The organism is Aureimonas sp. Leaf324, from assembly GCF_001423245.1.
In the GTDB taxonomy this organism is placed as follows: domain Bacteria; phylum Pseudomonadota; class Alphaproteobacteria; order Rhizobiales; family Rhizobiaceae; genus Aureimonas.
In genome coordinates, this window is the sequence record NZ_LMOH01000029.1 from 121,721 (window position 1) to 147,372 (window position 25,652).

Below are 25,652 nucleotides of genomic sequence, written 5' to 3' on the forward strand. Positions count from 1 at the left end.
GCGGATGGCCGAGCGCTCGAAGACCGGCGGCGGATGGTGGCGGGGCGCCGTGATCGGCATCCCCTATCTCTGGCTGCTGGCGCTGTTTCTCGTTCCCTTCGCGATCGTCCTGAAGATCTCGCTGTCGACGACGACGATCGCGATGCCGCCTTACGAGCCGGCCTTCGCACTCGAGAACTGGCCGGACTTTCTGGCCAACCTGAAGCGTCTCACCGTCGACAACTATTTCTGGCTTGCCGACGACCCGCTCTACCTCGACGCCTACCTCTCGTCGCTGCGCATCGCCGCGATCTCGACGGTTCTGGCGCTTCTCGTCGCCTACCCGCTCGCCTATGCCATGTCGCGGGCGTCCTCGACGACGCGCCAGATCCTCGTGATGCTGGTGATCCTGCCGTTCTGGACGAGCTTCCTGATCCGCGTCTACGCCTGGATCGGCATCCTGCGCAGCGAGGGCTACCTCAACCAGGTGCTGCTCTGGAGCGGCCTCGTCTCCTCGCCGCTCGAGATCCTCAACACCGAGACGGCCGTCTTCATCGGCATCGTCTATTCCTACCTGCCCTTCATGGTGCTGCCGATCTACGCCAGCCTCGAGCGACTGGACGGGCGGCTGCTCGAGGCCGCGAGCGATCTCGGCTGCACGCCGCTGCGCGCCTTCTGGCAGGTGACGTTCCCGCTCTCGCTGCCGGGCGTCCTTGCCGGGGCTTTCCTCGTCTTCATCCCGGCGGTCGGCGAGTTCGTGATCCCCGATCTTCTCGGCGGCTCGCGGACGCTGATGATCGGCAAGACGCTCTGGGACGAGTTCTTCACCAACCGCGACTGGCCGGTGGCCTCGGCGGTGGCGGTGCTGCTGCTTCTCGTCCTCGTGATCCCGATCATGCTGTTCCAGCGCGTGCAGGCGAGGGTGAACTGATGGGCCGCGGCCTCTCGCTCTTCAACGTCGTGTCGCTGGTCGTGGGCTTCGCCTTCCTCTACCTGCCGATCCTGCTTCTCGTCGTCTACTCGTTCAACGCCTCGCAGCTTGTCACCGTTTGGGGCGGGTTCTCGACGCGCTGGTACACGGCACTGGCCGGAAACCGCCTGTTCCTCGACGCCGCCTTCGTGACGCTCCGGGTCGGCATCGTGTCGGCGACGCTGGCGACGATCCTCGGCACGCTTGCCGCGCTCGCGCTCGTGCGCCACAAGCGCTTTCGCGGGCGGCTCCTGTTCTCCGGCATGGTGTTCGCGCCGCTCGTGATGCCCGAGGTGATCACCGGCCTGTCGCTCCTCCTCCTCTTCGTCGCCATTGACTTCGACCGCGGCTTCTGGACGGTGACGATCGCCCATACGACGCTGACGATGTGCTTCGTGGCGGTGGTGGTGCAGTCGCGGCTGGTTTCGTTCGACCTGTCGCTGGAGGAGGCGGCGCAGGACCTCGGCTGCCCGCCGTGGAAGGCGTTCTTCCTCATCACCCTGCCGGTGATCTGGCCGGCGGTCGCCGCCGGCTGGATGCTGGCCTTCACCCTGTCGCTCGACGACCTCGTGATCGCGAGCTTCACCTCGGGGCCGGGAGCGACGACGCTGCCGATGCGCATCTACAGCCAGGTGCGCCTCGGCGTGACGCCCGAGATCAACGCGATCTCGACGATCCTGATCGCGGTGGTGGCGGTCGGCGTCGTGATCGCCTCGCTGCTGACGAAGCGCCAGGAGGTCCGGCGGCTGCGCGACGAGCGCTTGGCCGCCGGCGCCTGATCAGCCCTTGCAGCCGCAGCTGTCCGCGTGCGCCTTCTCGATCGCCGAGAAGGTGGCTTCCAGCGCGGCCGGCAGAGGGTGGGAGGGCGCCGCGGCCGCCGCCATCAGATAGTCGAGCGCCTCGAGGTCGGAGAGGGCGCGCACGACGTCGGCGCGCTGCAGCGGATCGGCAGCGGGCTGCGCGAGACGCTGGCGAAGCGCTGCGAGAAGCGCGAGCGAGGGCCGGGCGTCGGACGCGCTCGGCCCCGGCGCCGGGATCGCCCCGGTCTGCATCGGGTCGGTGCCGGCGACCGCCGGGCCGCCGAGGACGCCCGCCGTCTCGGCGCGGCTCGACAGGTCGCGGATCACCCGCGCGATGTCGCTTTCGCTGGCCAGCGCTTCGCTCGCCTTCAGCGGCGGCAGGTCGGGATCGGAACTGCCCTCCGACACGCCGACGTCCTGACGCGTCGCCACGCGCATCACGGGGCCGTAGACCTCGCTCGCCTGGAAGCCGACGCTGGAGCGCAGGTTGCTGGCGACGAGAGCCTCGCCCGGCCGGTCGCTCGGCGCGAACCGGGGCAGGGGCGCCGGGCGGAGCGCCGTCCGCGCGGCGTCGAGGCTGACGCGAGCCGCCTCGCGCTGGATCTCCACGAGGGCGGCGAGCCGGTCGGGCGACTGGCCGATGCGCGCGGCCTGCGCCCGCAGCGTCGTGAGATAGGCGTCGATGCCGCTGCACAGGAACGGCGTTTCCTTCTGCGACAGGAAATCGCCGAGATCCTCGCGGATGCGCGTGGCGATCCAGCGCGCATTGGCGTCGAGCGGGCCGACGGTCCGGCCCCTGGCCTTGGCAAGATCGGCCGCCGTGCGCAGCGCCGCGGCGTTGCCGCCCGGCTGGGCCCGGCCGGCAGGCGGGAAGATCAGGAGGCCCGGAAGCGTCGCGTCGGACGCGCCGGGCTCGGCGCCGAGGGCGCCCTTGAGGGCGGCAAACTCGTTCTCGCGAATGGCGGCGAAGCGGGCGTGGAAGGCGTCGGCGCAGGCGGCGGGCGACGCGCGACGCGTTGTATGAGAGGGCGTCCCGGTGACGCTCCCGGTCTCCTTCGCGTCCCCGACGACGAGAACCGACGAGGCGGCGGCAGGGCCTCCCGGGAGGGCCGCGGTCGCGACGAGGGCGAGGAACAGCGAGCGGACCGCAGCGGTGCGGCGGTGGGTCGTCGTGGCCATGGGCGTCCGGCTCCCGGGCAAGGGTGGCACCCCGCCCGCCGGATTCAGATCGGCGCCTCGGGCGCGTCCACGGTCATGACCGGGCGGGGCCATTCTCCCTGGATCGTAAACGGAATGGGTTGAGAGGAGGTGAACGCGCCGCCGGCGCCCGACGCCTCGACCACCGACGATTGCGTCGTGCCGAAGAGGTTCAGGCGTCGCGTGTAGGCGTCGAGGACGCCGCGCGCCTCGCTCTTGCCCGCGGTCGTCGTCATCGACAGGGCGTCGAGGCGCATGCGCGTGCCGAAACCTTCGAGCGAGGCGGTGAGGGTCTGGAACCCTTGCGCCGCGGATGTGGCGCCCGCCTCGATCTCGTGTCGGCCGGGCGCCCGCATCAACTCGTTCGCCAAGCCGCGCATCCGCCCGTCCGAAACGCTCAAGGTGAGGGTCGAGCGACCGTTGGCCAGAAGGTCGCCCCAACTGGCGGCCGGACCGCGGAACGAGACGGCGAGATCGCCCGAACCGGCCGAGACGGGCAGGGGGACGCCGGACAGGGCGTCGAGCTCGGCCATGCTGACGGCCGAGAGGCGAAGACTGGCGTCGACGCTCGGATGGCCGTTCGTCGAGGCAAACCGAAGGCGCAGCCCGCCGCGCCCGCCGAGCGCCGCCATGTCGCCGATGTCGAGCGTGCCGGACCCGCCGACCACCTTGATGGCGGCCGCAAGCTCGCTCGCCGCCACGGGACCGAGCTGGGCGCGTTCGGCCGACAGGCGCAGATCGATGTCGAGGTCGCGCCCGAGCGCGAAGCGCATCGGTCGCTGTAGATCGAGAACGTTGCGCGGGATCGGGGCGATCGCCTGGAAGGCGCGCCCGAGATCGAGGTCGGAAAACGCGAGGGTTCCCGACAGCGAGCGCCGTCCCGCCGTGCCCGACAGATCGGCCTCCAGCGCGCCGCGCGCCTGGTTGCCGCCGAGGTCGAGCTGGACCGCGCCGAAGTTCAGCCGCTCGCCCGACAGCTCGACCCGCGTTTCCAGCGCGAGCGCGCCGAGATCGGGCACCGACGGCTCGCCGAGCCAGCGCGCCGCCCGCGACAGGGAGGGGGTGGCCAGGCGCACGAGACCGGACAGCTGCAGCGGCGTCCGGCCGGAACCCTCGCCCGAGAAGCTGACCTCGCCGGAGGGGCCGGACAGGACGAGCCGAAGCGGGCTCGTCTCGCCGTCGAAGAAGGGAACGGGACGGTCGAGCTGCCCCTGGACCTTGGCCGGCTGGCCGTTCCACACGAAGGAGCCGGACAGGTTCGCGGGCGCGCCGTCGCCGTTCCAGCGGAAGTCGATGTCGGCGCTGGACACGGGACTGTCCATCCCCGGCAGGCGGACCAGCCCGTCGCGCAGCCGCAGTTCGTTGACGCCCTGGAAGCGCGCGAGGAGAGCCCGCATCGCCTCGCGCCCGTTCCCGGGCGCCGTCGGCGGGGTCACGGTGCCGCCCGACGGAGCACCGGCGGGCGCCGGAGCGGGAACCGCCAGCATCGCCGGATCGACGGGGCCGAGTTCCGGCCGCACCATCGTCACGCGTCGGATCTCGGCGCGCCCGGCAAGGGCGTCGAGGAGGTTGAAGTCGGCTTCCAGTCGGTCGACGTCGAGCTGCAGCGCTGCGCCGTCCGCCGTGGTGACGGCGCGCACGTCGGACAGGATCACGCTCGGACGCGGCAGGAGCGAGAATTCCGCCGAGCCCGCCACCGAGACGGGCGCACCGACCAGCTGGCCGAGACGGGCCTCGATTTCGGCCTGCGCGGCGGGCAGGGTGAGGGGAAAGGTCGAAAAGGCCGCGACGAGGCCGCCACCCAGCACCAGCGCCGCCACGCCGCCGATCGCCAGCGAGCGCCGGACCCCGCGTCGGCGCGGGCTCGCATCCGTCGGGACACGAGGTGACGGATCGCGCGCTGGGGTCAAGAACGGCCTTTCGGATGGCGGAATCGGGCGATCGGCCGGGAAGGAAGGCCGACGGATCGAGCCTTGTGTCGCACCGAATTGTGCCGGAGCCAAGGCGTTGGCGCGTCCGGCTTGCCCGAACCTTGTCAGTCGGCGCGCGTCCGGCCGTCTCGCGCAAGGCTCCGGGTGAGAACGACGACGGGCAGGATGCCGGTCGCGACGATGAGGAGGCTGGCGATCGCCCCGTCCTCGAAGGCGGCGCGCGAGGCCTGCGCGTAGACGAAGGTGGCGAGCGTGTCGAAGTCGAAGGGCCGCAGGAGGATCGTCGCCGAAAGCTCCTTGGCGGCTTCCACGAAGACGAGGAGCATGGCGGTGAGGAGCGCCGGCCGCATCAAGGGGAGGAGAACGCGCCGCAGCGTGCCGCCCGGTCCGTGCCCGAGCGCGCGCGAGGCCATGTCGAGATGCGGCGACAGGCGCGCGAAGCCGTTGTCGAGCGAGCCGTGCCCCATCGCCATGAAACGTGCCGTGCAGGCGAAGACGATGGCAAAGCCGGAGCCGGAGAGGAGAAGTCCGGTCGAGACGCCGAACGCGGCGCGAAGGGCGGCGTCCAGCGCATTGTCGAAGGCGGCGAAGGGGACGAGGATGCCCATGGCGAGGATCGTACCGGGCACCGCGTAGCCGAAGGCGGCCAGGCGCGACAGGACGCGCAGCGGGCGGGCGTTGGTGAGGCGGATGCCGTAGGCGACGAGAAAGCCGATCGCGACCGTCAGGAGCGCGGTCGAACCGGCGACGACGATCGTGTTCTGCAAGGCCCGCCAGAGCTGGGGATCGGCGAAATCCTCTGGGCGCCGGAAGGCGTAGCCGCCGAGGATGGCGAGCGGCACGCCGAAACCCGAGGCGATCGGCAGGAGGCAGGCCGCGGCGGCCGCCCAGCCCTTCCAGCCGGCGAGGCGCTCGGCGCCGGCGCGCACGGTGTCGGATCGCCCGGCGGTGAAGCGCTGACGCCGCCGCGCGAAGCGCTCGACCCACAGGAGAAGGAGGATGAAGGCGAGCATCAGAAGCGCGATCTGCGTCGCCCCGGCGAGATCCCCCCGGTTCAGCCAGGTCGCGTAGACCGCGAAGGTCAGCGTCTGGACGCCGAGGAATTCGACTGCGCCGATGTCGTTGACGGTCTCCATGAGGACCAGCGCGACGCCGACCGCGATCGCCGGGCGTGCCATCGGCAGGAGCACGGTGGCGAGGATGCGCAGGCGACCGGCGCCGAGCGTGCGCGCGACGTCGGCCGCCTTTCGCCCCTGCATCAGGAAGACGAGCCGCACCGTCAGGAAGACATAGGGGTAAAGGACGCTGGACAGGACGAGGACGGCCCCGCCGGCCGAGCGGATGTCGGGGAACCAGTAGTCGGAGCGCGCCGTCCAGCCGAACAGCGCCCGGAGGCCGGACTGGACCGGCCCGACATAATGCAGGAGCTCGTTGAAGCAGTAGGCCGCGATATAGGTCGGCACGGCGAGCGGCAGCACCAGCGCCCAGGCGAAGACGCGCTGGCCGGGGAAGCGGAAGCTCGTGACCAGCCAGGCGGTGAGCGTGCCGACGACCGCGGTCGCGACGCCGACGCCCGCCATCAGCGCCAGCGTCGTGCCGGTGGCGCGCGGCAGGACGGTGCGGGCGAGGTGCGACCAGTTCGCGGTGCCGCCGGTGAGCGCGATCGCCGCGAGCGACAGGACGGGAAGCGCGACCAGGAGCCCGACCGCGAGCGCCGCGGCCAGGAACAGGCGTTCCGAGCCGACGCTCGCCCGCCGCGCCGGCACGACGCCCGCGCTGCCCAACCGCAATTCGCTCAAAGCCGACCCTCGTGCGTCCCCTCGTGCGTCCATGCGTCGGCGCGGGCGGCCCTTCCAGCCGCCCGCGCCGCGATCCTTGCGGGAGGAGGGGTCAGGACTTCGGGCCGTTGTCGAAGCCGACCTCGTCGACGAGCTCCGAGGCCTTGGCGCGGTTGGCCGCGATGTCGCTGAGCGACAGCGTGTCGGGCTTCAGTTCGCCGAAGCTCTTCACCGTTTCCGACAGGGCGACGCCCGGCTTCAGCGGGTACTCGTAGTTCACCTCGGCGTAGATGCGCTGGGCTTCGTCGGTGGCGAGGAATTCCATGAACTTCACCGCGTTGTCACGGTTCGGCGCGTTCTTGGCGAGGCCCATGCCGGAGATGTTGACGTGGGTGCCGCCGTTCTCGAAGGTCGGCAGGACGACCTTGATGGCGTTCGCCCACTCCTTCTGCTCCGGCTCCTTCTCGTTGTTCCGCATCAGGCCGACGTAATAGGTGTTGCCGATGGCGATGTCGCACTGGCCGGCCGCGATGTTGCGCGCCTGGTCGCGGTCGCCGCCCTCGGGCGCGGAAGCGAGGTTGTCGCGCAGGCCCGTCAGCCAGGTCCGCGTCGCCGCCTCGCCGTGATGAGCGAGATAGGCCGCGATCAGCGCGACGTTATACTGGTGCTGGCCCGAGCGGATGCAGATCTTGCCCTTCCACTTCGGGTCGGCGAGGCTCTCGTAGGTGATCGCCTCGTCGCCGACGCGCTCCTTCGAGGCGTAGACGACACGGGCGCGCGACGTGACGCCCGACCATTCCTTGCCCGCGTCGCGGAAGGCGGCGGGAATGTCTTTCTCGATCACCGCGTCCTCGAGCGGCTGCAGCACGCCGGCCTGCTTGGTGGCGTCGAGGCGGCCGATGTCGACCGTCAGCACGACGTCGGCCGGCGAATTCGCGCCCTCGGCCTTGATGCGCTCCTCGAGCCCCTTCTCGATGAAGATCGTCGCCGTGGTGAGGCCGGTCTCCTTGGTGAAGGCGTCGAGCAGCGGCTGGATCAGAGCCGGCTGGCGCGAGGAATAGATGTTGACGTCGGCCGCCTGCGCCGCGGCCGGCGCGGACAGGGCGAGGGCGCAGACGCCCAGTCCGAAAGCGGCTCGGCTCGGAAGAAGCTTGGTCATATCGGGTCCTCGGGGCATCGCCGACGCCAAGTGTCGGCCGCAGATGGGGAAGGCAGCGCCGGAACGGCCCCGCCGGGCGGTCCGCGAAACTTGCGTCTCGCAGTCCGGTTTCGGATGCCCCACTCGAAGGATGGAATCAAGTAGAAAGGGCAGTAACGTTCCGTTCAACTGCAAGATTGGAATCGTTCCAATAGCAAATCGGCGACGCTAATGCTTGCGAAGCATTATGCGTCAGTCGGCCAGCACGCGCTGCGCGGGAAAGACGATCTCGACCAGCGTTCCCTCGCCGGGCGTCGAGGCGATGGAGAACTGCGCGCGGTTCGCCTCGGCCATCGCCTTGGTCAGCGGCAGGCCGAGGCCCGTGCCTTCGCCCCGCTCGTCGCGGCCGGCATTCACCTGCTGGAACGGGGTCAGCGCGATCTCGATCTCTCGCTCGGTCATGCCGATCCCCGAGTCGCGGAAGCGCAGCGCCACCTCGCCGGTCGATCCGTAATGGGTCGAGGCGACGATCTGGCCGCCCGCCGGCGTGAAGCGCACGGCGTTGGCGATGAGGTTGAGCGCGATCTGGCGGACCGAGCGTCGGTCGGCGACGACGCTCGGCACGCTCGCGGGCAGCACCGAGCGGACGATCACGCGCTCGCGGTTGGCCTGCGGCTGCATCAGCGACACGACCTCTGCGACCACCTCGTTGAGCGACACCGCCTCGAAGGCGAGGTCGACCTTGCCGGCCTCGATCTTGGAGATGTCGAGGAGGTCGTTGACGAGATCGAGCACGTGGTGGCCCGAGCGCTTGATGTCGCCGAGATACTCGAGATAGCGCTCGTGGCCGATCGGGCCGAAGCATTCCGAGGCCATGACGTCGGCAAAGCCGATGATGGCGTTCAGCGGCGTCCGCAACTCGTGGCTGATATTGGCGAGGAAGCGGCTCTTGTGGAGGCTGGCGTCCTCGGCGAGGCGACGCGCCTCGATGAGATCCGATTCGGCGCTCTTCCACTGCGCGATGTCGCGGATCACCACGCACCAGCCGCGGCCCTGGCTGAGACGGCCGAGCGTCATGAAGAGCGGGATCGTGCGGTCGCCGCCCGCCACCCGCGCCTCGACCTCGCGCCCGTCGTTGAGAATCGCGGCCAGCCCGTTGTCGCGCAAGGTGCCGATGTAGTCGGTGAGGACGCGGCGGCTGTCGGGCGCCAGCAACTCCTGCAGCGGCAGGCCGACATAGGCCTCGGGCCGCAGGCCGAACAGCGCTTCGGCGGCACCGTTCATCTTGCGCAGCCGCTCGCCCTCGTCGAGGAGGAGAATGCCGTCGGTGGCCGTGTCGAGGACCGCCTGAAGCTCCTCCACCTCGCCCTGAAGGTCGAGAAGGATCGGCGTCATGTCCTCCTCCGGCTCGGCCTCGGCCGGCGGGAACGACATGAGAAGGCAGGACCGCCCGGCGACGCTGATGCGCTGAAGATGAAGGCGCGCACGCTCGAACGAGCCGTCGGCGCACTGGATCAGCGCCGTCTCGTCCTCGAAGCCGGAGCCCGACGTCTGCACGAGATGGTCGAGGCCGCCGGCGGCTTCCAGCGCGTCGAGATCCTCGTAGCGGGTCAGCGTGAAGAAGCGCCGGTTTGCAAAGATCAGCCGCTCTTGCATCTGCACGAGCACCGCCAGCGGCAGTGCGTCGAGCATGTCCTCGAGTTCCTGGACCGGCAGGAGCAGCGTCGAGCCGTCGTCCGGCGCAGCCTCGGAGGACGCGATCTCGACCGGCGCGGGGAGGGGCGCCTGCGCGTCGGCGAGGGCCTCCTGCGCGCGATGGCCGAGCTTCGCCCCAATCGCCTTGAAGGCCGCGACCTCGGCATTCGAGAGATTCGCCTCGCGGCGGCGTCGCTCGGCAACCGTCTCGATGGCGGGGGGCGGAGGCGCCGTGCGGCGCCCGAAGGCCGTCGCGGCTTGCGCCTCCGCCGTGTCGTCATCGGCAGGCGGGGCCGCCGAGGAGACGTCGATGCGGGCGCTGCGTTCGGGGAGAGCGAGCGCGAGGCCGATCGCCGCCGGATCGCTCTCATGCTCGGACGGCCGCACCACGCCGAAGCCGCGAAAACCCAGGAACTCGCGATCGCGGCTGTAGAGCGGCAGCCCCGCGAGATCGATCGGCGCGCGGCGGTCGGTGCCCTCCAGCGGCCACAGGATCGTGCGGCCCGACCACGTGTCGCGCCGCTGCAGGAGGCGCTCGATCTCGCCGGTCTCGTCGAAGCCGAAGACGCGCGCGACATCGGCGAACGGCCGGCCGATCACGTCCGCGGCGCGGGGCCCGACGATCGCCGCGAACTCCGGCGAGAGTTGCGAGAAGCAGGTCTCCGCATCGGTCTGCCAGACGAAGCGGACGGGTTCGGCGTCGAGGACGGCGCGGAAGGGCTCGGCGCTGGGGACGGCCGGGGCAAGCTCGGGCCTCTCGTCGGGAAGATCGGGAAGGTCGGGAAGGTCGGGCATGTCGCCCGGAGCGCTCGCCTCGGCCTCGGCGAGCGGCGGCACGACGGCTTCGCGCGCATCGTCATCCGCGTCGAGGACCGGCTCTGCGGGGGCGGCCTCCTCGGCTTCCGCCTCGGCCGGCGCTTCGACCTCGGCCGGCGTGGCGACTGTCTCCGTATCCTCCGCGGCGTCGGGTGCCCGGGCGGCGACGCCGGTCTCGCCCGGCATGTCGATATGGATCAGCACCAGCCCGTCGCCGACGCGGGTGAAGGACAGGGCGCCGGCCTCGTCTTCGACCACGAGGCGGTCCTCGTCGGCCTGCAGGAACTCCCGGCCCTGGACGGCGAGCAGCGAATGTTCGTCCTCCGGCAGGCGATCGGTCGCTGCCAGGATGCCGTTCGGCCCGACCACGCAGGCCAGCGCATTCGTCAGCCCGGCGTCGACGAGGATTTCGCGTGCGTGTTCGCCCGGCGACGCGACGACGTCGTGGCCGAGCTTGACCGACAGCAGCGCCAGATGCGCGCCGCCGGCGGAGATCGCCTCGAGCCGCGCCAGCAGCGCCTTGCCGAGACCGCTGCCCTCCGGCGGGCGCAGGAGAAGCTGGGTGCGGCCCTTGCCCGCGAAGGCCTCGCGCGCCGAGCGGACTTGGCGCATCACGTCGGCGCTCGGTGCTTCCATCCCACCCAACAGCCGGCGGCCGGCGGCGTTCATCCACAGGACCTGACCCAGCCCGGCATCCAGGACGGCCACGGCCGAGCCGGCGAGTGTCGCGGCGCGGACGGACTTCAGGGACATGATGTCGAGGACGGACGGAATGGCCTTGCGCTCCTGCGGGCGGTCGATCGGTTACCGCTTCGTTAATAAGGCCACGGGAAGATCAAATCCAGAACCGCGCGCCTTCGCGACGGCTGAAAGGCCGGGCAGGGTTAACATGGCTGTGTGAATGCCGTGCCGGCCCTGTTCCAACCCCGCGCACGCCCCTAGTTTGTCGTTTGCGGGCTTTGGATCCGCCATCATCCGGTCGAGGAGAATGCCGTCATGTCCGATACCGAGAACTTCAACTCCGGCGATCCGGCGCGCGACGCCTTCGACAACGCCAAGCGCGCCCAGGCCGCCATGGGCATCGACCCGTCGAAGATGGGCGAGGCCTTCCGCACGATGACGCAGACGTCGATCGAGCAGTCGAAGGAAGCCTATGCGCGGATGAAGTCCGCCGCCGACCAAGCGACGCAGACGCTGGAAGCGACCGTCGAGAACGCCCATTCGGGCTCGCTGAACCTGACGAAGCGCGCGATCGAGGGCATGCGGGCGCAGGCCGAGATGAACTTCCAGCATTTCGAGAAGCTCGCCTCCGCCAAGTCGATGGCCGAGTTCGTCGAACTGCAGACGAGCTTCATGCGCCGCCAGATGGAACTCTTCGCCGATCAGGCCAAGGAGATGCAGTCGCTGTCGCAGAACGTCGCGCAGGACGTGATCCGCCCGGGCCGCGAGGCGGCGCAGAAGGCCACCGGCCAGGACAATTTCTGACATGAGATCGCCTCGGGCGCCGATCGCGCGCCCGAGGCTTGCCTTTGCCGCAAAAGTTTTCTATTGCGGGCGCATCGGTATGCGGTTGTAGCTCAGTTGGTTAGAGCGTCGGATTGTGGCTCCGAAGGTCGGTGGTTCGAACCCACTCAACCGTACCACCGTTTCTCCCTTCAGTTGATGGTCGTCCCGCGCCGCGCCGTCGTGCGCTGCCTCTGACCCTCATGCGGTCGCGCTTAGGGCTTGTCCAAATCGCAAGGCGCCCGAATTGTGCGTGCGATCGGCGCCCACGCGCCGGACGGAGGCCCCATGCCCAATTCCTTGTCCGCGACCGAGGCCGGCGTGCCGCCGGGTGCGGCGCGCGAGCCTATTCTCTCGGTGCGCCATCTCTCGAAGTCCTATCGCTCGGGCGCCAAGGTGCTCGACGACATCAACCTGTCGATCGAGCCCGGCGAGATCTTCGCGCTGCTCGGGCCCAACGGCGCCGGAAAGACGACGCTGATCAGCATCATCTGCGGCATCGTGAACCCTGGCGAGGGCGAGGTCCGGGTCGGCGGCCACGACATCGTGCGCGACTATCGGCGCACGCGCTCGCTGATCGGCCTCGTGCCGCAGGAGCTGACCACCGACGCGTTCGAGACCGTGTGGGCGACGGTGAGCTTCAGCCGCGGCCTCTTCGGCCTCGCGCCCGATCCCGCCCATATCGAGAAGGTGCTGCGCCAGCTGTCGCTCTGGGACAAGCGCGATGCCAAGATCATGACCCTGTCCGGCGGCATGAAGCGGCGCGTGCTGATCGCCAAGGCGTTGAGCCACGAGCCGCGCGTCCTCTTCCTCGACGAGCCGACGGCGGGCGTCGACGTGCGCCTGCGCCAGGACATGTGGCAGGTGGTGCGGGGCCTGCGCGACGGCGGCGTCACCGTGATCCTGACGACGCACTACATCGAGGAGGCCGAGGAGATGGCCGACCGGATCGGCGTGATCCGGGGCGGGCGCATCGTCCTCGTCGAGGAGAAGGCCGCGCTGATGCGAAAGCTCGGCCGCAAGGAGATGGTGCTGACGCTGCAGGCGCCGCTCGCCGCCGTTCCCCCGGCGCTGGCCGCCTACGATCTCTCGCTTTCGGGCGAGGGGACGGAACTCACCTATGTCTACGACAGCCAGTCGGAGCGGCCGGGCATCAGCCGGCTTCTGGAGGACCTGTCGACGGCGGGCGTGCGCCTGCGCGACGTGACGACCCGCCAGAGCACGCTGGAAGACATCTTCGTCAGCCTGGTCGAGGCCCGCCCATGAACCTCCATGCGATCCGCTCGATCTATCTCTTCGAGATGGCGCGCGCCTGGCGCACGCTCCTCCAGAGCATCGTCGCGCCGGTGATCTCGACCTCGCTCTACTTCGTGGTGTTCGGCTCGGCGATCGGCTCGCGCATGGACGCGATCGAGGGCGTCTCCTACGGCGCCTTCATCGTGCCCGGCCTTATCATGCTCTCGCTTTTGACGCAGAGCATCTCCAACGCCTCGTTCGGCATCTACTTCCCGAAGTTCACCGGTACGATCTACGAGATCCTGTCGGCGCCTGTCTCGGCGATCGAGATCACCATTGCCTATGTCGGGGCGGCGGCGACGAAGTCGGTGATTCTCGGGCTCATCATCCTCGCCACGGCCGCGCTCTTCGTGCCGCTCAAGATCGAGCATCCCGGCTTCATGCTGGCCTTCCTGGTGCTGACGGCCGTGACCTTCAGCCTCCTCGGCTTCATCATCGGCATCTGGGCGGAAGGGTTCGAGAAGCTGCAGATCGTGCCGCTCCTGATCGTCACGCCGCTGACCTTCCTCGGCGGCAGCTTCTACTCGATCTCGATGCTGCCGCCGGTCTGGCAGACGGTGACGCTGTTCAACCCGGTGGTCTATCTGGTCAGCGGCTTCCGCTGGAGCTTCTACGGCACGTCCGACGTCGGCGTCGGCTGGAGCCTCGCGGCGACGCTCGGCTTCATGGTCCTGTGCGTCGCCGGGATCTGGTGGATCTTCCGCACGGGGTGGCGCATCCGCGCCTGACCCCGGCGGGTGGCGTCGCCGTCAGATCGACGAGACGCCGAGCTGCTTGAGGAGCCCGAGATTGTCGAGCAGCGCCCAGTGCTCGACGAGCTTGTCGCCCTGGAAGCGGAAGAGGTCCATCACGCCGATGTCGATCGGCTTGCCGGTCGGCTCCAGCCCCATCAGCTCGCCGCCGTGCGTGCCCTGCACGCGCAGATGGATCAGCACGAGGTCGCCCTCGGCGACGGCGTGGCTAATGGGCAGCTTCATGTCGGGAATGCCGGGGTTCAGGACATCGGCGAGCTTGCGCACCCCCTCGATCCCGCGCACCTCGAAGGGCAGGCCGGGATCGTGGCGCACGAAATCGTCGGCGATGTGGGCCACCCACCAGGCATCGTCATGCGCCAGGAACGCCTTGAAGTAGTCCCTGGCCAGCTGCTTGTTCTCTTCCGGCGTCGCCATGTGTCGTCCTCCCGAGACGGCTCTGTGATGTCAAAGGCTGGGTGCGGTCGCCGCGAAGGCGGGGCGATCGGCGACCTTGGCGCGCAGGTCTTCGAGCCGCGGATAGGCCTCGACCCAGGGCTCGCCGGGAAAGCGCAGGGCGAGGTAGTCGAGGGCGACCACGCTCGCGATCACCGCGATCGACGGCGTGCCGCCGTCGTAGTCCGGCGGATCGCTCTCCAGCTGGCGCATCCCCTCGACGATCGCGCGCCGGCGCTTGAGGCCGACGCGGTGCTCGCCGAAATTCGGGTCGACCTGCATCCGGTTGGTGACGATGTTGGCCATGGCGTCGACGACGCCCATCGCGCGGCCTGCCAGACTGATCGTCCGATCCAGGGTGCCGGGCAGCAGCGAGGGCTCCGGCACCTTGCGCTCCAGCCAGAGGACCACGAGCAGGCTTTCGGTGATCGGCAGGCCTTCGTCGGTCTCGAGCGTCGGCACGCGCGCCGCGCTGTTCAGGGCGAGAAGGCCCGGATCGTCGCTCCACGGATTGACGATCTCGGTGCCCGAGAGGTCGAACCCCTTTTCGCCGAGCGCGATGCGGGCGATCCGGGCATAGGGCGACGTCGTATTGGTGAGGATGCGCATCAGGCGGCCTCGGCGGCCAGCGAGTCGGCAGCCTCGTGGGGAATCGCGCTGTAGCCGAAGCGCGGGAAGTGGACGTGGACGAGCCCGACCAGCTCGTTCTCATGGCGGATCACGATCTCGTCCCGGTCGGCGGTGACGAGGATGCCGTGGATCGGATCATTGGCATCGTCGGACCGGATCGCAACCGCGTCGCCCGCCTTCAGGCCGCTCGGGTCGTCAAGATCGACGCCTTCGAGCGCGACGGGTTCGGCGGCGCGGGCGATCGCCAGCGCCTCGTCGGCGCCGAGCGGGCTGCGCGTGCCGTGGCCGAGCGCTGCGACGCGCTCCATCCAGGCGAGGGTCGCGGGATCGAAGGGCAGGAGACGATCCGCCTCCTCGCCCGCATGTGTGCGCACGAACCAAAGCGGGTGATAGGCGGAGAGGTCGGCGGCCGATACCGCGTCGCCGATCAGGAAGGGACGGCCGTCGCGCAGCATGTCGGCCAGATGCGTCATCTGGGCGGCGACACGCTGGCGGTTGAGGCCGAGGTCGCGCAGCGAGGCGGCTTTCGAGAAGTCATGCCGCATGAAGGCGATGCGGTCCTCGATGAACTCGGGCGGCACGCCGTCGCCGATGATCGAGGTCGCGATCGAAGCGGCGGGGATGAAGGTCGTCGTGTCGGCCCACCAGGACAGGACGGCGGCCAGGCCCGTCTGCCCACCGGGATAGAGCGTCGGTTCGGGGTAGCGGCGTTCGAGCTCGCGGAAGATGAGGAGCGTGTCGCAGTAGACGTCGGCGCCGATCTGCAGCACCGGCGAGCGGCGATAGCCCGCCGTCAGCGGCACGGTGTCGGGCCGCGGCGGCCAGATCGGCGTCTCCACCGAGCGCCAGGCCAGCCCCTTGTGCCCGAAGGCGAGACGGACCTTCTCGCCGAACGGGGACAGGTCGTAGTGATGCAGGATCGGCTGGTCCATGGCGACGTTCCTCCCGAGAACGCGTTTCGAAGATGACGGGGCCTCAGACGAGGCAGCGCCGGAAGATGGCCTCGGCCTGCCCGACCGTCATCTTGCGGGCCGAGGGGCAGGCGATCACGGTGTGGTCGTTGGCGGTGGCCGGGTCGAAGTCGCGAGCGGCGATGCCGGCATAGAGGCCCGGCACCGCGCGCTGCGCCATCTCGCGCACACGCTCCTCGGGCAACTGCTCGCGCGTGAAATGCTCGGGGAAGCCGATGTCGCGGTAGAGCGAGCGGATCGCCTCCGCGCAGGCTTCGATCATCTCGGGCCGCGACAGGCCGGCGGTCTCGACCTCCAAGGCTTCCGCGAGCGGCTTCACCTTGTGGGGCAGGACGGCGAGGTTGAAGGCCGTCACATGCGGCAGGAGAACGCCGACGCCATAGGGATGGGGCAGGTCGAGATGGCCCTCGAGCGGCAGCGACAGGGCGTGGCCGTGGCCGAGCCGGGCGTTGCCGCAGGCGATGTTGGCCATGCAGGAGGCCACGAGATTGTCCTCGCGAGCGCGCTCGTCGTCGGAATTGATCGAGGCGCGCAGCGACCCGTACTGGAGGCGCACGGCCGCGATCGCCAGCGCATCGGTGATCGGCGAGCCGATGGCGCTGAAATAGGCCTCGACGGCATGGGTCAGCGCGTCGACCGCCGGCAGCGCCGCCACGCGCATCGGCAGCGAGCGCAGCGTCACGGGATCGAGGATCGCCGCATCCGGGAAGCTGAGCGGTCCGCCGCCGAGAAGCTTCAGGTGGCGCTCCTCGTCCTTGACGATGGTCCACTGCGAGACCTCGGAGCCCGAGCCGGCCGTGGTCGGCACCATGATCATCGGAAGCGCGCGCTTGTCGAAGCGGCCGACGCCGGTGCACTCGGCCATCGGCTTGTCGTTGGTCGCCACGATCGCGATGCCCTTGCCAGTGCACATCACCGAGCCGCCGCCGATGCACACGACCCCGTCGATGCCCTCGCGCCGGACGCGCGCGCCCTCCGTGTCGATATGCGAGCAGCGCGCATCGATGCCGCAGTCGTCGAAGCGGGCGGTGGTGATGCCGGCCGCTTCCAGCGCTGCGATCGCCTCCGCGTGGAACGGCTGCTGCGAGATCACCGGGTCCGACACGACGAGGACGCGGCTCATCGTCAGCTCGCGCGCGAGCGCCCCGATCGTGGCGAGCGAGCCCTGGCCGGCGACGACGCGCGTCGGCATGTAGAAATGGCTGATCAACGACGTTTCCTCCCGAAGCGCCGAGGCGGGTCTGGCCGCCGGTCGGATCGAAGATGGCGCGGCGGCCGAGGGCCGCGCCAATAGGGCTTTTGTGGAGCCGCTATCGCCGCACCCTATGGCGCGCGATCAGCCGTGCTTGATGATCGTGGTGCGGATCGTCGAGATGTCGTGGAGGGCCGCAAAGCCCTTCTCGCGCCCGTGGCCGGACTTCTTCATACCGCCGAAGGGCAGCTCGATGCCGCCGCCCGCGCCGAAAGCGTTGATGTAGACCTGCCCCGCCTTGATGCCGCGCGAGACGCGAACGGCGCGGTTGCCGTCGTGCGACCAGACGGCGGCCATCAGGCCGTAGTCCGTGCCGTTGGCAAGGCGCACGGCGTCCGCCTCGTCCTCGAAGGGGAGAACGGACAGCACCGGGCCGAAGACCTCCTTGTTCGCCAGCTCGTTGCCGCGCGGCACCGGGCCGTAGATGCGCGGCGCCACGAAGAAGCCGCCGTCCGGCACGCCGGCGGCGATCGTGCCGCTGGCGAGCACCGGGACCGAACCCTCCTCGGCACGAGCGAAGAAGCCCTCGATGCGCTTCTTCTGGGTGGCGTTGATCACCGGACCGAGGTCGCGGTCCATCTCGGGCGTGCCGGCGACGAGCTTGCCGAACCGATCGGCGAGCGCGGTGACGACCCGCTCGTAGGCGGCCTTCTCGACGAGGACGCGCGAGCCGGCCGAGCAGGTCTGCCCGGCGTTCTGCACCATGGTGTTGGCGATCACGCTTGCGGCCGTGTCGAGGTCGGCGTCGCCGAACACGACATGCGGGCTCTTGCCGCCGAGCTCGAGCGTGCAGCCGATGTGGTTGCGCGCGGCCGCCGTCTGGATCAGCGTACCGACCTCGGGCGAGCCGGTGAAGGAGATGAAGTCGATGTCGGGATGGCCGGAGAGCGCCGCGCCGGCCTCCTCGCCGAGCCCCGGCACCACGGCGATGGCCCCTTCGGGAAAGCCCACCTCGGCCATGAGTTCGGCAAGGCGCAGCGGAGTGAGGCAGGCGTCCTCGGCCGGTTTGACGACGCAGGCATTGCCCATCGCGAGCGCCGGGCCGACCGTGCGCCCGAACATCTGCGCAGGGTAGTTCCAGGGAATGACGTGGGCGGTGACGCCGAAGGGGACGCGCTCGGTGGTGACGAAATAGCCCGGCAGGAAGGGGATCGTCTCGCCGTGAACCTTGTCGGCCGCGCCGCCGTAGAACTCGAAATAGCGGGCCGTGGCGACCATGTCCGCCCGCGCCTGCTTCATCGGCTTGCCGGTGTCGCGCGCCTCGAGGCGGGCGAGGTCTTCGGCGTTGGCCTCGATCGCGAGGGCGAGCTTCGTTAGGAGCCGGCCGCGCTCGGTCGCCGACATCCGGCCCCAGGCTCCGCCTTCGGCCGCCTTGCGCGCCGCCTTAACCGCGCGGTCGACATCCTCCGCGCCGCCGGCGGCGATCTCGGCGAAGACGACGCCTTCGGCCGGCGCGACCACGGGGAGGGTGCGCCCGTTCGCAGGCTTATGCCAGCGGTTGTCGATGAAGACGCCCTTGGCGGCCTCGGGGGCTTTGGTGTGAGCGTTCATGAAGGTCTCCTCGCCACGGCGCGACAGGGGAGGCGGATGCATCCGGCAGCGAGCGCTCTCGCTCCAGCCACCCTCCTCGAACGCGTCCGCCCGTTCGGTGTCGCAGGAGGATATCGGCCGCGGCGGGCACGCTGCCCAACACAGTTTTGCGCGACCTCGCATAGGCTTCCCCTATGCCCGGCCCGGTGTGGCGGCTAGCTGCTGACCCGCATCTGCGCGCCGCTCCATTCGCCCGAGCGGACGAGGTCGCGCAGCGTCTGCCGGCACAGCTTCTCCACAGCCTGCACGGCGTGCGACAGCGGTCGGTCGATCGGCTCGACGAGGTGGACCGTGCGCAGGAAGGCCGGCTCGAACGGCCAAGCCCGGATCGCCCCGCCCTCGGTCTCGCGACGGATCGCGTGGGCGGGAAGCACGGAATAGCCGAGACCCTTCTCGACCAGCGACTTGATCGCGCCGTAGGCGTCGATCTCGATGGCGGCGGCGAGACGCGTTCCCTCGGTGGCCGCCCGTTCGTCGAGAAGGTCCCGAAGCCCGTGGCCGGGGCTCGGCAGGATCAGCGGCAGGCCTGCCAGCAGCGAGTCCGGAACAGGCGACCCCGAGGGGGGAAGCGCCGCCGTGTCGGGGTCGGCTGCCGGGCCGAAGAGGTGGAGCGCCTCCGACAGGAGGCCGATGGAGCGCAGGCCTCGATCCTCGACGAAGGCGTAGAGAAGGCCGAGATCGACGCGGCCGAGCCGCAGCCAGTCGAGGACGTATCCGCTCATCGCCTCGGCGATGCGCAGCTTGACCTTCGGCAGGCGTTCCTGCGCGGCCAGAACGAGCGGAACGCCGAGCACCTGCGCGATCGAGGAGGGAAGACCCAGCCGCACCTCGCCCGCCGGCTCGGCGCCGCTGCCGCGGATCTCGCGCTCGGCCTCCTCGAACTGCGCGACGATGGCGCGCGCATTGCGCAGGAGGATCTCGCCCGCTTCCGTCGGCTGCACGCCCTGTGCGGTGCGGAAGAGGAGCGGCACGCCGAGATCGGCTTCCATGTTGCGCACATGAAGGCTCAGCGAGGGCTGCGCGATGTTGAGACGCCCCGAGGCGCGCGAGATCGAGCCGCTTTCCACGATGGCGACGAAGTATCGAAGCTGCCTGACGTCCACGCGCGAATCCTCCTGAATTGAGGATAGCCGCTCGCCCGATCGCCGTCACCGCAGGGGAATGCCGCACGCAAAAAAGGGCCGCCGCACCAAGGTGCGGCGGCCTTTACGTTCGGACGAAGACTTAGTTCGCGGGGGCGACGGAGTCGTCACCTGCGCTGGTGCCCGGGACAGGAACCGACGAGTCACGCGGAACTGGCGTTGCATCCCGCGGGACGACGACCGTGCTGGCGGCCTCGGCGTCGATCGCCGAGCCGATGCCCGACGTGTTGCCCGGGACCGGGATCGAGCTGGTGGCGGCGTCGGTCGAGGCCGGCGGCGCATCGCGCGTCGTCGTCACCTTCGAAGCCTGGTCGGCCGGAATGACGCTGTCGAGGCCAGCGCTGGTGCCCGGCACCGGGACCGACGAAGAATTCTGCGGGGTGTCGACCGACGGAGCGGACTGCGCGAGCGCAGCCCCGCTCGTCAGGGCGAGGGCGGACACGGCGGCGAGGATGGTGAGTTTCATGGAGCGATCCTTTCGTTTGCCGAATAAGCAAATGGGAGGGCTCCGCGTTCCCATCGCGTGCGAGATTATTTCAAAAATATGGCGCGCGGCGCTCTCCGAGGTTCCGCAGCGTCAGATTTCCTCGTCGTCATAGCGATCCGAGAGCGGGCCGCGGCCACTTCCAAGCCAAGCGAATGCGACCGTCAGGTACGCGCGAGACGGGTGGGATGCCCGGCCGAATCGTGCCATCGTGCGCCCGCGCCGGCCGGGAGGAGACAGGCCGCGCGCGTGTCCGTCAGCGCCGCCGCACCGCCCGTTCGCGGTGGCGGCAGCCGGCGGCCGCCGCTTCGCAGGGGAGGACGACACGCTATGAAGACCATCAAGGGACCAGGCATCTTTCTGGCGCAGTTCGCCGGGGACGAGGCGCCCTTCAATTCCTTCGACGCGATCTGCGGCTGGGCCGCCGGGCACGGCTACAAGGGCGTGCAGATCCCGACCTGGGACGCCCGCCTCTTCGATCTCGAGCGCGCGTCGCAATCCAAGGACTACTGCGACGAGATCGCCGGTGTCGCCGCCCGCCATGGTCTCGCGATCACCGAGCTGTCCACCCACCTCCAGGGCCAGCTCGTCGCCGTCCACCCGGCCTACGACGAGGCCTTCGACGGCTTCGCAGCGCCCCATGTGCGCGGCAATCCGAAGGCCCGGCAGGAATGGGCGACCGACCAGGTGAAGCGGGCGCTGACCGCCTCGCGCCATCTCGGCCTCCGGGCGCACGCGACCTTTTCCGGCGCGCTCGCCTGGCCCTTCGTCTACCCCTGGCCGCAGCGGCCGGCCGGCCTCGTCGAGACCGCGTTCGACGAACTGGCGCGCCGCTGGACGCCGATCCTCGACCATGCGGAGACCGAGGGCGTCGACATCGCCTACGAGATCCATCCCGGCGAGGACCTCCACGACGGCGCGTCCTACGAGATGTTCCTGGAGCGCACGGGCAACCACGCCCGCGCCAACCTTCTCTACGATCCCTCGCATTTCGTCCTGCAGGGGCTCGACTACCTCGCCTATATCGACATCTACCACGAGCGCATCCGCGCTTTTCACGCCAAGGACGCCGAGTTTAACCCGACCGGGCGCCAGGGCGTCTACGGCGGCTTCCAGTCCTGGACCGACCGGGCCGGCCGCTTCCGCTCGCTCGGCGACGGGCAGGTCGACTTCTCCGGCGTCTTCTCCAAGCTTACGCAATACGGCTTCGACGGCTGGGCGGTGCTGGAATGGGAATGCGCGCTGAAGCATCCCGAGCAGGGCGCGGCCGAGGGGGCGCCCTTCATCGCCGCCCATATCATCCGCGTGACCGAGCGCGCCTTCGACGATTTTGCCGCCGGCGGCACCGACGACGCCGCGAACCGTCGCATGCTCGGCCTCGACGCTTAAGGAGACGCAACATGGCCATCGAGGCAGGCAAGGGAACCGAAGGCGGCGCGCGGCGCATCCGGCTCGGCATGGTGGGCGGCGGGCAGGGGGCCTTCATCGGCGCCGTCCACCGCATCGCGGCGCGGCTCGACGACCGCTACGAACTCGTCGCAGGGGCCCTGTCGTCGGACCCGGAACGCGCCCGCGCGTCGGGGGCCGACCTCGGGCTCGCCCCGGACCGCTCCTACGCAAGCTTTTCCGAGATGGCGAGCGCCGAGGCCGCACGCGACGACGGCATCGAGGCGGTCTCGATCGTCACGCCCAACCACATGCACGCGCCGGCGGCCAAGGCCTTCCTCGAAGCTGGCATCCACGTCATCTGCGACAAGCCGCTGTCGGTCTCGGTCGCGGAGGCCGAGGCGCTCGTGGCGCTCCAGGCGACGAGCGGGCGCATCTTCGCGCTCACCCACAACTACACCGGCTACCCGCTGATCCGGCAGGCGCGGGCGATGGTCGAGGCGGGCGAACTCGGAGAGATCCGGCTCGTGCAGATGGAGTACGCGCAGGACTGGCTGTCCGAGCGCGCCGAGGCGACGGGCTCCAAGCAGGCCGAGTGGCGCACCGATCCGGCGCGCTCGGGCGCCGGCGGCTGCATCGGCGACATCGGCACGCATGCCTACAATCTCGGGGCCTTCGTATCGGGCCTGAAGACGCGCGAACTTCTGGCGGAGCTCACGACCTTCGTCGAGGGCCGGGCGCTCGACGACGACGTGCGCGTGCTCCTGCGCTACGAGGGCGGCGCCAAAGGCGTCCTCTGGGCGAGCCAGGTCGCGGTCGGCAACGAGAACGCACTGCGGCTGCAGGTCTACGGCACCAGGGGCGGGCTGGAATGGTGCCAGGAGAACCCGAACCAGCTGTGGTTCTCGCGCCTCGGGCAGCCGAAGCAGCTCCTCACCCGCAACGGCGCGGGCTCGCTGCCCGCCGCCGCGCGCATGACGCGCGTGCCGCCGGGCCATCCCGAAGGCTATCTCGAGGGCTTCGCCAACATCTATTCCGAGGTGGCCGAGGCGATCCTCGCCGCGCGCGCCGGCGGCGCGCCGGACACCGCCGTCATCTTTCCCACCGTCGCGGACGGGCTCGCCGGCATGCGCTTCATCGAAGCGGCCGTGGCCTCCTCGCGCGGCGGCAACGTCTGGACGCGGGTCGGCTGAGCCGGAGCGTTGACGGTTGTGTGAACACGCGCGAGGCGATTGATTTCGTCCGACAAATCGACAAGCTAGACTGACAATCGAGGAGACGACGGAATCGGGCCCGGGAGAGGCCTCCGTCGGTTCGGGGAGGGAACAGCGATGGTCGGTCCCAGCGCGGGAGCCGATCGCGGCGCGCGCGTCGCGATCGCGGCCGAGGGCATTTCGAAGTCCTTCGGGCCGGTGGAGGTGCTGAGCGACATCCGCTTCGACCTGCGGGCCGGCGAAGTGCACGCCATCATCGGCGAGAACGGCGCCGGCAAGTCCACCCTGATGAAGATCCTCGCCGGGCATCTCCAGCCGACCGGGGGGCAACTCGTCCTGAAGGGCGAGCCCGTGCGCCTGTCCGGGCCGGTGGAGGCCGAGCGGCGCGGCGTCGTTCTGGTCCATCAGGAAATCCTGCTCGCGCCCGACCTGACGGTCGCCCAGAATATCCATCTCGGCCGCGAGGTGCGCCGCGGGCTGACGCTCGACGACCGCGCGATGAACGCCTCGGCCAGGGCCGCGCTGGAAGGCCTCGGCGCGGTGATCGACCCGCGCGTGCGCGTCGGCTCGCTGTCGATCGCGCAACGCCAGCTCGTCCAGATCGCCCGCGCCCTTCTCGTGCCGCACGAGGTGGTGATCTTCGACGAACCGACCGCCTCGCTCACCCCGCACGAGACGGAGGCGCTTCTCGAGGTGATCGCGGACATTCGCGCCCGCGGCGTCGGCGTCCTCTACATCTCGCACCGCCTGCCGGAGGTGAAGCGTCTCGCCGACCGCGTCACGGTCCTGCGCGACGGGCGGCGGGTCGGCACCTTCGATGCCGCGGACCTCGAGCCGGCCGACATGGCGCGCCTGATGGTCGGGCGCGACGTCTCGAAGCTCTATCCCGACCGCGCGGCGCACCGCAGCGGCGCGCCGGTGCTGGCCGCCGAGAACATGCGCGTGCCGGGTTACGTCCGCTCGGGTGGGTTCGAGGTCGCGAAGGGCGAGATCCTCGGCTTTGCCGGGCTGGTCGGCGCCGGGCGCACCGAGCTTCTGGAGGGCGTCCTAGGCCTCAGGCCCGCCGAGGGCACGGTGCGCCTCGACGGCAAGCCGGTGCGCTTTCGCGACGCGCGCGAGAGCATGGAAGCGGGGATCGTCTACCTCAGCGAGGACCGCAAGGGTAAAGGGCTGCTGCTCGGTCAGTCCCTTCGCACCAACCTGACGCTGGCCGCGCTCGACCGCTTCGCCAGCGGCCCGCTGCTCCAGCCGGCGCGCGAGGACGAGGCGCTGACCACGGCGATCCGCGACTTCGACATCCGAACGCGCCGACGCGACCTTCTCGCCGGGCAACTGTCCGGCGGCAACCAGCAGAAGCTGCTGCTCGCCAAGATGATGCTGCTCGACCCGCGCGTCGTCGTTGTCGACGAGCCGACCCGCGGCATCGACATCGGCACCAAGGAACAGATCTACCGCTTCCTTGCGGGGCTGGCGGCCGAGGGCCGCGCGGTGATCGTGATCTCGTCGGAAATGCCGGAGCTCATCGGCCTGTGCGACCGCATCGTCGTGATGCGCGAGGGGGCGGTCGCGGGCGAGGTCGCTGGCGAGGGGATGACCGAGCGCAACATCGTGATGCTGGCGACGGGCGCCGGCGAGAAACAGGCCGCGCTGGCGGTCGAGGGAGCCGAACCCGCATGACCGACGCCACTTCGCCAGCCCAGGCGCCGGGCCCCCGCCGCGAGATCGACCTGCGGGCGGTCGCGCCCTTCGTCGCCTTGGCCGCGCTCCTCGTCTTCGGCGCGCTGATCAATCCGAACTTCCTCGGGATCGACAACCTCTCCAACGTCGTGACCCGCTCGGCCTTCATCGCCATCATCGCGGTGGGCGCGACCTTCGTGATCTCGGCCGGCGGGCTCGACCTGTCGGTCGGCTCCATGGCCGCCTTCGTCGCCGGGACGATGATCCTGTTCCTGAACGCGGCGCCGGTCGAGGGCGCCGTGCCGACGATCGCGCTCGGCATGGCGATGGCGCTCGGCGTCGGGGCGCTCTGCGGCCTCGCCAACGGCCTGATGACGACGCTCGGCCGCATCGAGCCGTTCATCGTCACGCTCGGCACGATGGGCATCTTCCGCGCCCTCACCATCTGGCTCGCCGAGGGCGGATCGATCGCCATGCGCTCGCAGGAGCTGCGCGCCGCCTACCGGCCGGTCTATTTCGGCAATGTCATCGGCGTGCCTGTGCCGGTGATCGCGTTTCTCGTGGTCGCCGCGCTCGGCGCCTTCGTCCTCTACCGCACGCGCTTCGGCCGACACGTCATGGCGGTCGGCTCCAGCGAGGACGTCGCGCGCTATTCCGGCATCCGCGTCAACCGCGTGCGCACGGTCACCTACGTCATCCAGGGCCTGTGCGTGGCGGTCGCCGTCCTCGTCTACGTTCCGCGCCTCGGCGCCGCGACGGCGACGACGGGCCTCCTGTGGGAGCTGCAGGCGATTACCGCCGTCGTTATCGGCGGCACGGCGCTGCGCGGCGGCGTCGGGCGGGTCTGGGGCACGATCTGCGGGGCGCTGATCCTCGAGCTCGTCGGCAACATCATGGTCCTGTCGGACCTCGTCAGCGAATACCTCATCGGCGCGGTTCAGGGGGCGATCATCATCCTCGCGATGCTGATCCAGCGCTCCCTGTCGCGCCGATGAACGAGGCGGGCGGCGCCCTGT

At 70.0% G+C, this 25,652-nt stretch carries 21 protein-coding genes and 1 tRNA gene; 10 read left to right on the top strand and 12 right to left on the bottom strand.

From position 1 onward, the window contains the following. Positions 1-4 precede the first annotated feature (4 nt). A complete protein-coding gene (locus ASF65_RS19785; protein ID WP_055893296.1) occupies positions 5-910 on the top strand; it encodes an ABC transporter permease subunit in 906 nt (301 codons plus the stop codon). After that, complete coding sequence (locus ASF65_RS19790; RefSeq protein ID WP_055893299.1) at positions 910-1,728, top strand: ABC transporter permease subunit; 819 nt, start codon at positions 910-912, stop codon at positions 1,726-1,728. The genes ASF65_RS19785 and ASF65_RS19790 overlap by 1 nt, the downstream gene beginning before the upstream one ends. Here the strand turns inward: ASF65_RS19790 and ASF65_RS19795 are convergent, their stop codons facing one another. The 5 genes from ASF65_RS19795 to ASF65_RS19815 all read right to left on the bottom strand — a co-directional run bounded on the left by ASF65_RS19795 (position 1,729) and on the right by ASF65_RS19815 (position 11,057). After that, complete coding sequence (locus ASF65_RS19795) at positions 1,729-2,928, bottom strand: hypothetical protein (RefSeq protein WP_055893302.1); 1,200 nt, start codon at positions 2,926-2,928, stop codon at positions 1,729-1,731. It lies immediately after the preceding gene. 44 nt (positions 2,929-2,972) lie between these two features. Next, positions 2,973-4,856 carry an AsmA-like C-terminal region-containing protein gene (locus ASF65_RS19800; protein ID WP_156369401.1) on the bottom strand — a complete coding sequence of 628 codons (1,884 nt, stop codon included), beginning with the start codon at positions 4,854-4,856 and terminating at the stop codon, positions 2,973-2,975. A gap of 125 nt (positions 4,857-4,981) precedes the next feature. Further along, positions 4,982-6,676: an iron ABC transporter permease gene (locus tag ASF65_RS19805; protein WP_055893309.1), complete on the bottom strand. Its 1,695-nt coding sequence runs from the start codon at positions 6,674-6,676 to the stop codon at positions 4,982-4,984. Between the two features lie 91 nt (positions 6,677-6,767). Next, a complete protein-coding gene (locus tag ASF65_RS19810; RefSeq protein ID WP_055893312.1) occupies positions 6,768-7,814 on the bottom strand; it encodes a Fe(3+) ABC transporter substrate-binding protein in 1,047 nt (348 codons plus the stop codon). A 231-nt stretch (positions 7,815-8,045) separates the two neighbouring features. Next, entirely contained in the window at positions 8,046-11,057 is a 3,012-nt protein-coding gene (locus ASF65_RS19815) for an ATP-binding protein (protein WP_055893314.1), read from the bottom strand. A gap of 243 nt (positions 11,058-11,300) precedes the next feature. Here ASF65_RS19815 and ASF65_RS19820 point away from each other — a divergent pair, with 243 nt between their 5' ends. From ASF65_RS19820 to ASF65_RS19835, 4 genes are all read left to right on the top strand, one after another. Then, positions 11,301-11,789, top strand: a complete 489-nt coding sequence (locus ASF65_RS19820) for a phasin family protein (protein WP_055893316.1) — start codon at positions 11,301-11,303, stop codon at positions 11,787-11,789. Positions 11,790-11,870: 81 nt separating this feature from the next. After that, positions 11,871-11,947: transfer RNA gene (locus ASF65_RS19825), tRNA-His, on the top strand. 148 nt (positions 11,948-12,095) lie between these two features. Beyond that, a complete protein-coding gene (locus ASF65_RS19830) occupies positions 12,096-13,073 on the top strand; it encodes an ABC transporter ATP-binding protein (RefSeq protein WP_055893319.1) in 978 nt (325 codons plus the stop codon). Beyond that, positions 13,070-13,831, top strand: coding sequence for an ABC transporter permease (locus tag ASF65_RS19835; RefSeq protein ID WP_055893321.1), 762 nt, complete (start codon positions 13,070-13,072; stop codon positions 13,829-13,831). Before ASF65_RS19830 ends, ASF65_RS19835 begins: the two co-directional genes overlap by 4 nt. A 21-nt stretch (positions 13,832-13,852) precedes the next feature. On the opposite strand, the gene ASF65_RS19840 is transcribed toward ASF65_RS19835, so the two are convergent. From ASF65_RS19840 to ASF65_RS19870, 7 genes are all read right to left on the bottom strand, one after another. Next, a complete protein-coding gene (locus ASF65_RS19840; RefSeq protein WP_055893323.1) occupies positions 13,853-14,272 on the bottom strand; it encodes an ester cyclase in 420 nt (139 codons plus the stop codon). Positions 14,273-14,302: 30 nt separating this feature from the next. Then, on the bottom strand, positions 14,303-14,899 hold the full coding sequence (locus tag ASF65_RS19845) for a glutathione S-transferase family protein (protein ID WP_055893326.1): 597 nt from the start codon (positions 14,897-14,899) through the stop codon (positions 14,303-14,305). After that, a complete protein-coding gene (locus ASF65_RS19850; protein WP_055893329.1) occupies positions 14,899-15,852 on the bottom strand; it encodes a glutathione S-transferase family protein in 954 nt (317 codons plus the stop codon). Before ASF65_RS19850 ends, ASF65_RS19845 begins: the two co-directional genes overlap by 1 nt. Positions 15,853-15,895: 43 nt before the next feature. Further along, a complete protein-coding gene (locus ASF65_RS19855; RefSeq protein ID WP_055893332.1) occupies positions 15,896-17,101 on the bottom strand; it encodes an iron-containing alcohol dehydrogenase in 1,206 nt (401 codons plus the stop codon). Between the two features lie 126 nt (positions 17,102-17,227). Then, positions 17,228-18,694, bottom strand: coding sequence for an aldehyde dehydrogenase family protein (locus ASF65_RS19860; RefSeq protein WP_055893422.1), 1,467 nt, complete (start codon positions 18,692-18,694; stop codon positions 17,228-17,230). A gap of 194 nt (positions 18,695-18,888) precedes the next feature. Further along, positions 18,889-19,836: a LysR family transcriptional regulator gene (locus tag ASF65_RS19865; protein ID WP_055893334.1), complete on the bottom strand. Its 948-nt coding sequence runs from the start codon at positions 19,834-19,836 to the stop codon at positions 18,889-18,891. A gap of 121 nt (positions 19,837-19,957) precedes the next feature. Then, the gene (locus ASF65_RS19870) at positions 19,958-20,341 is read right to left on the bottom strand and encodes a hypothetical protein (RefSeq protein ID WP_055893336.1); all 384 of its coding nucleotides are present in this window, start codon (positions 20,339-20,341) and stop codon (positions 19,958-19,960) included. A 348-nt stretch (positions 20,342-20,689) separates the two neighbouring features. On the opposite strand from ASF65_RS19870, the gene ASF65_RS19875 reads away from it, so the two are divergent. From ASF65_RS19875 to ASF65_RS19890, 4 genes are all read left to right on the top strand, one after another. After that, the gene (locus ASF65_RS19875) at positions 20,690-21,748 is read left to right on the top strand and encodes a sugar phosphate isomerase/epimerase (RefSeq protein WP_055893346.1); all 1,059 of its coding nucleotides are present in this window, start codon (positions 20,690-20,692) and stop codon (positions 21,746-21,748) included. Between the two features lie 11 nt (positions 21,749-21,759). After that, positions 21,760-22,938: a Gfo/Idh/MocA family oxidoreductase gene (locus ASF65_RS19880; protein ID WP_055893348.1), complete on the top strand. Its 1,179-nt coding sequence runs from the start codon at positions 21,760-21,762 to the stop codon at positions 22,936-22,938. A 138-nt stretch (positions 22,939-23,076) separates the two neighbouring features. After that, the gene (locus ASF65_RS19885; RefSeq protein ID WP_055893351.1) at positions 23,077-24,636 is read left to right on the top strand and encodes a sugar ABC transporter ATP-binding protein; all 1,560 of its coding nucleotides are present in this window, start codon (positions 23,077-23,079) and stop codon (positions 24,634-24,636) included. Then, positions 24,633-25,631, top strand: a complete 999-nt coding sequence (locus ASF65_RS19890; protein WP_055893355.1) for an ABC transporter permease — start codon at positions 24,633-24,635, stop codon at positions 25,629-25,631. The genes ASF65_RS19885 and ASF65_RS19890 overlap by 4 nt, the downstream gene beginning before the upstream one ends. Positions 25,632-25,652 lie beyond the last annotated feature (21 nt).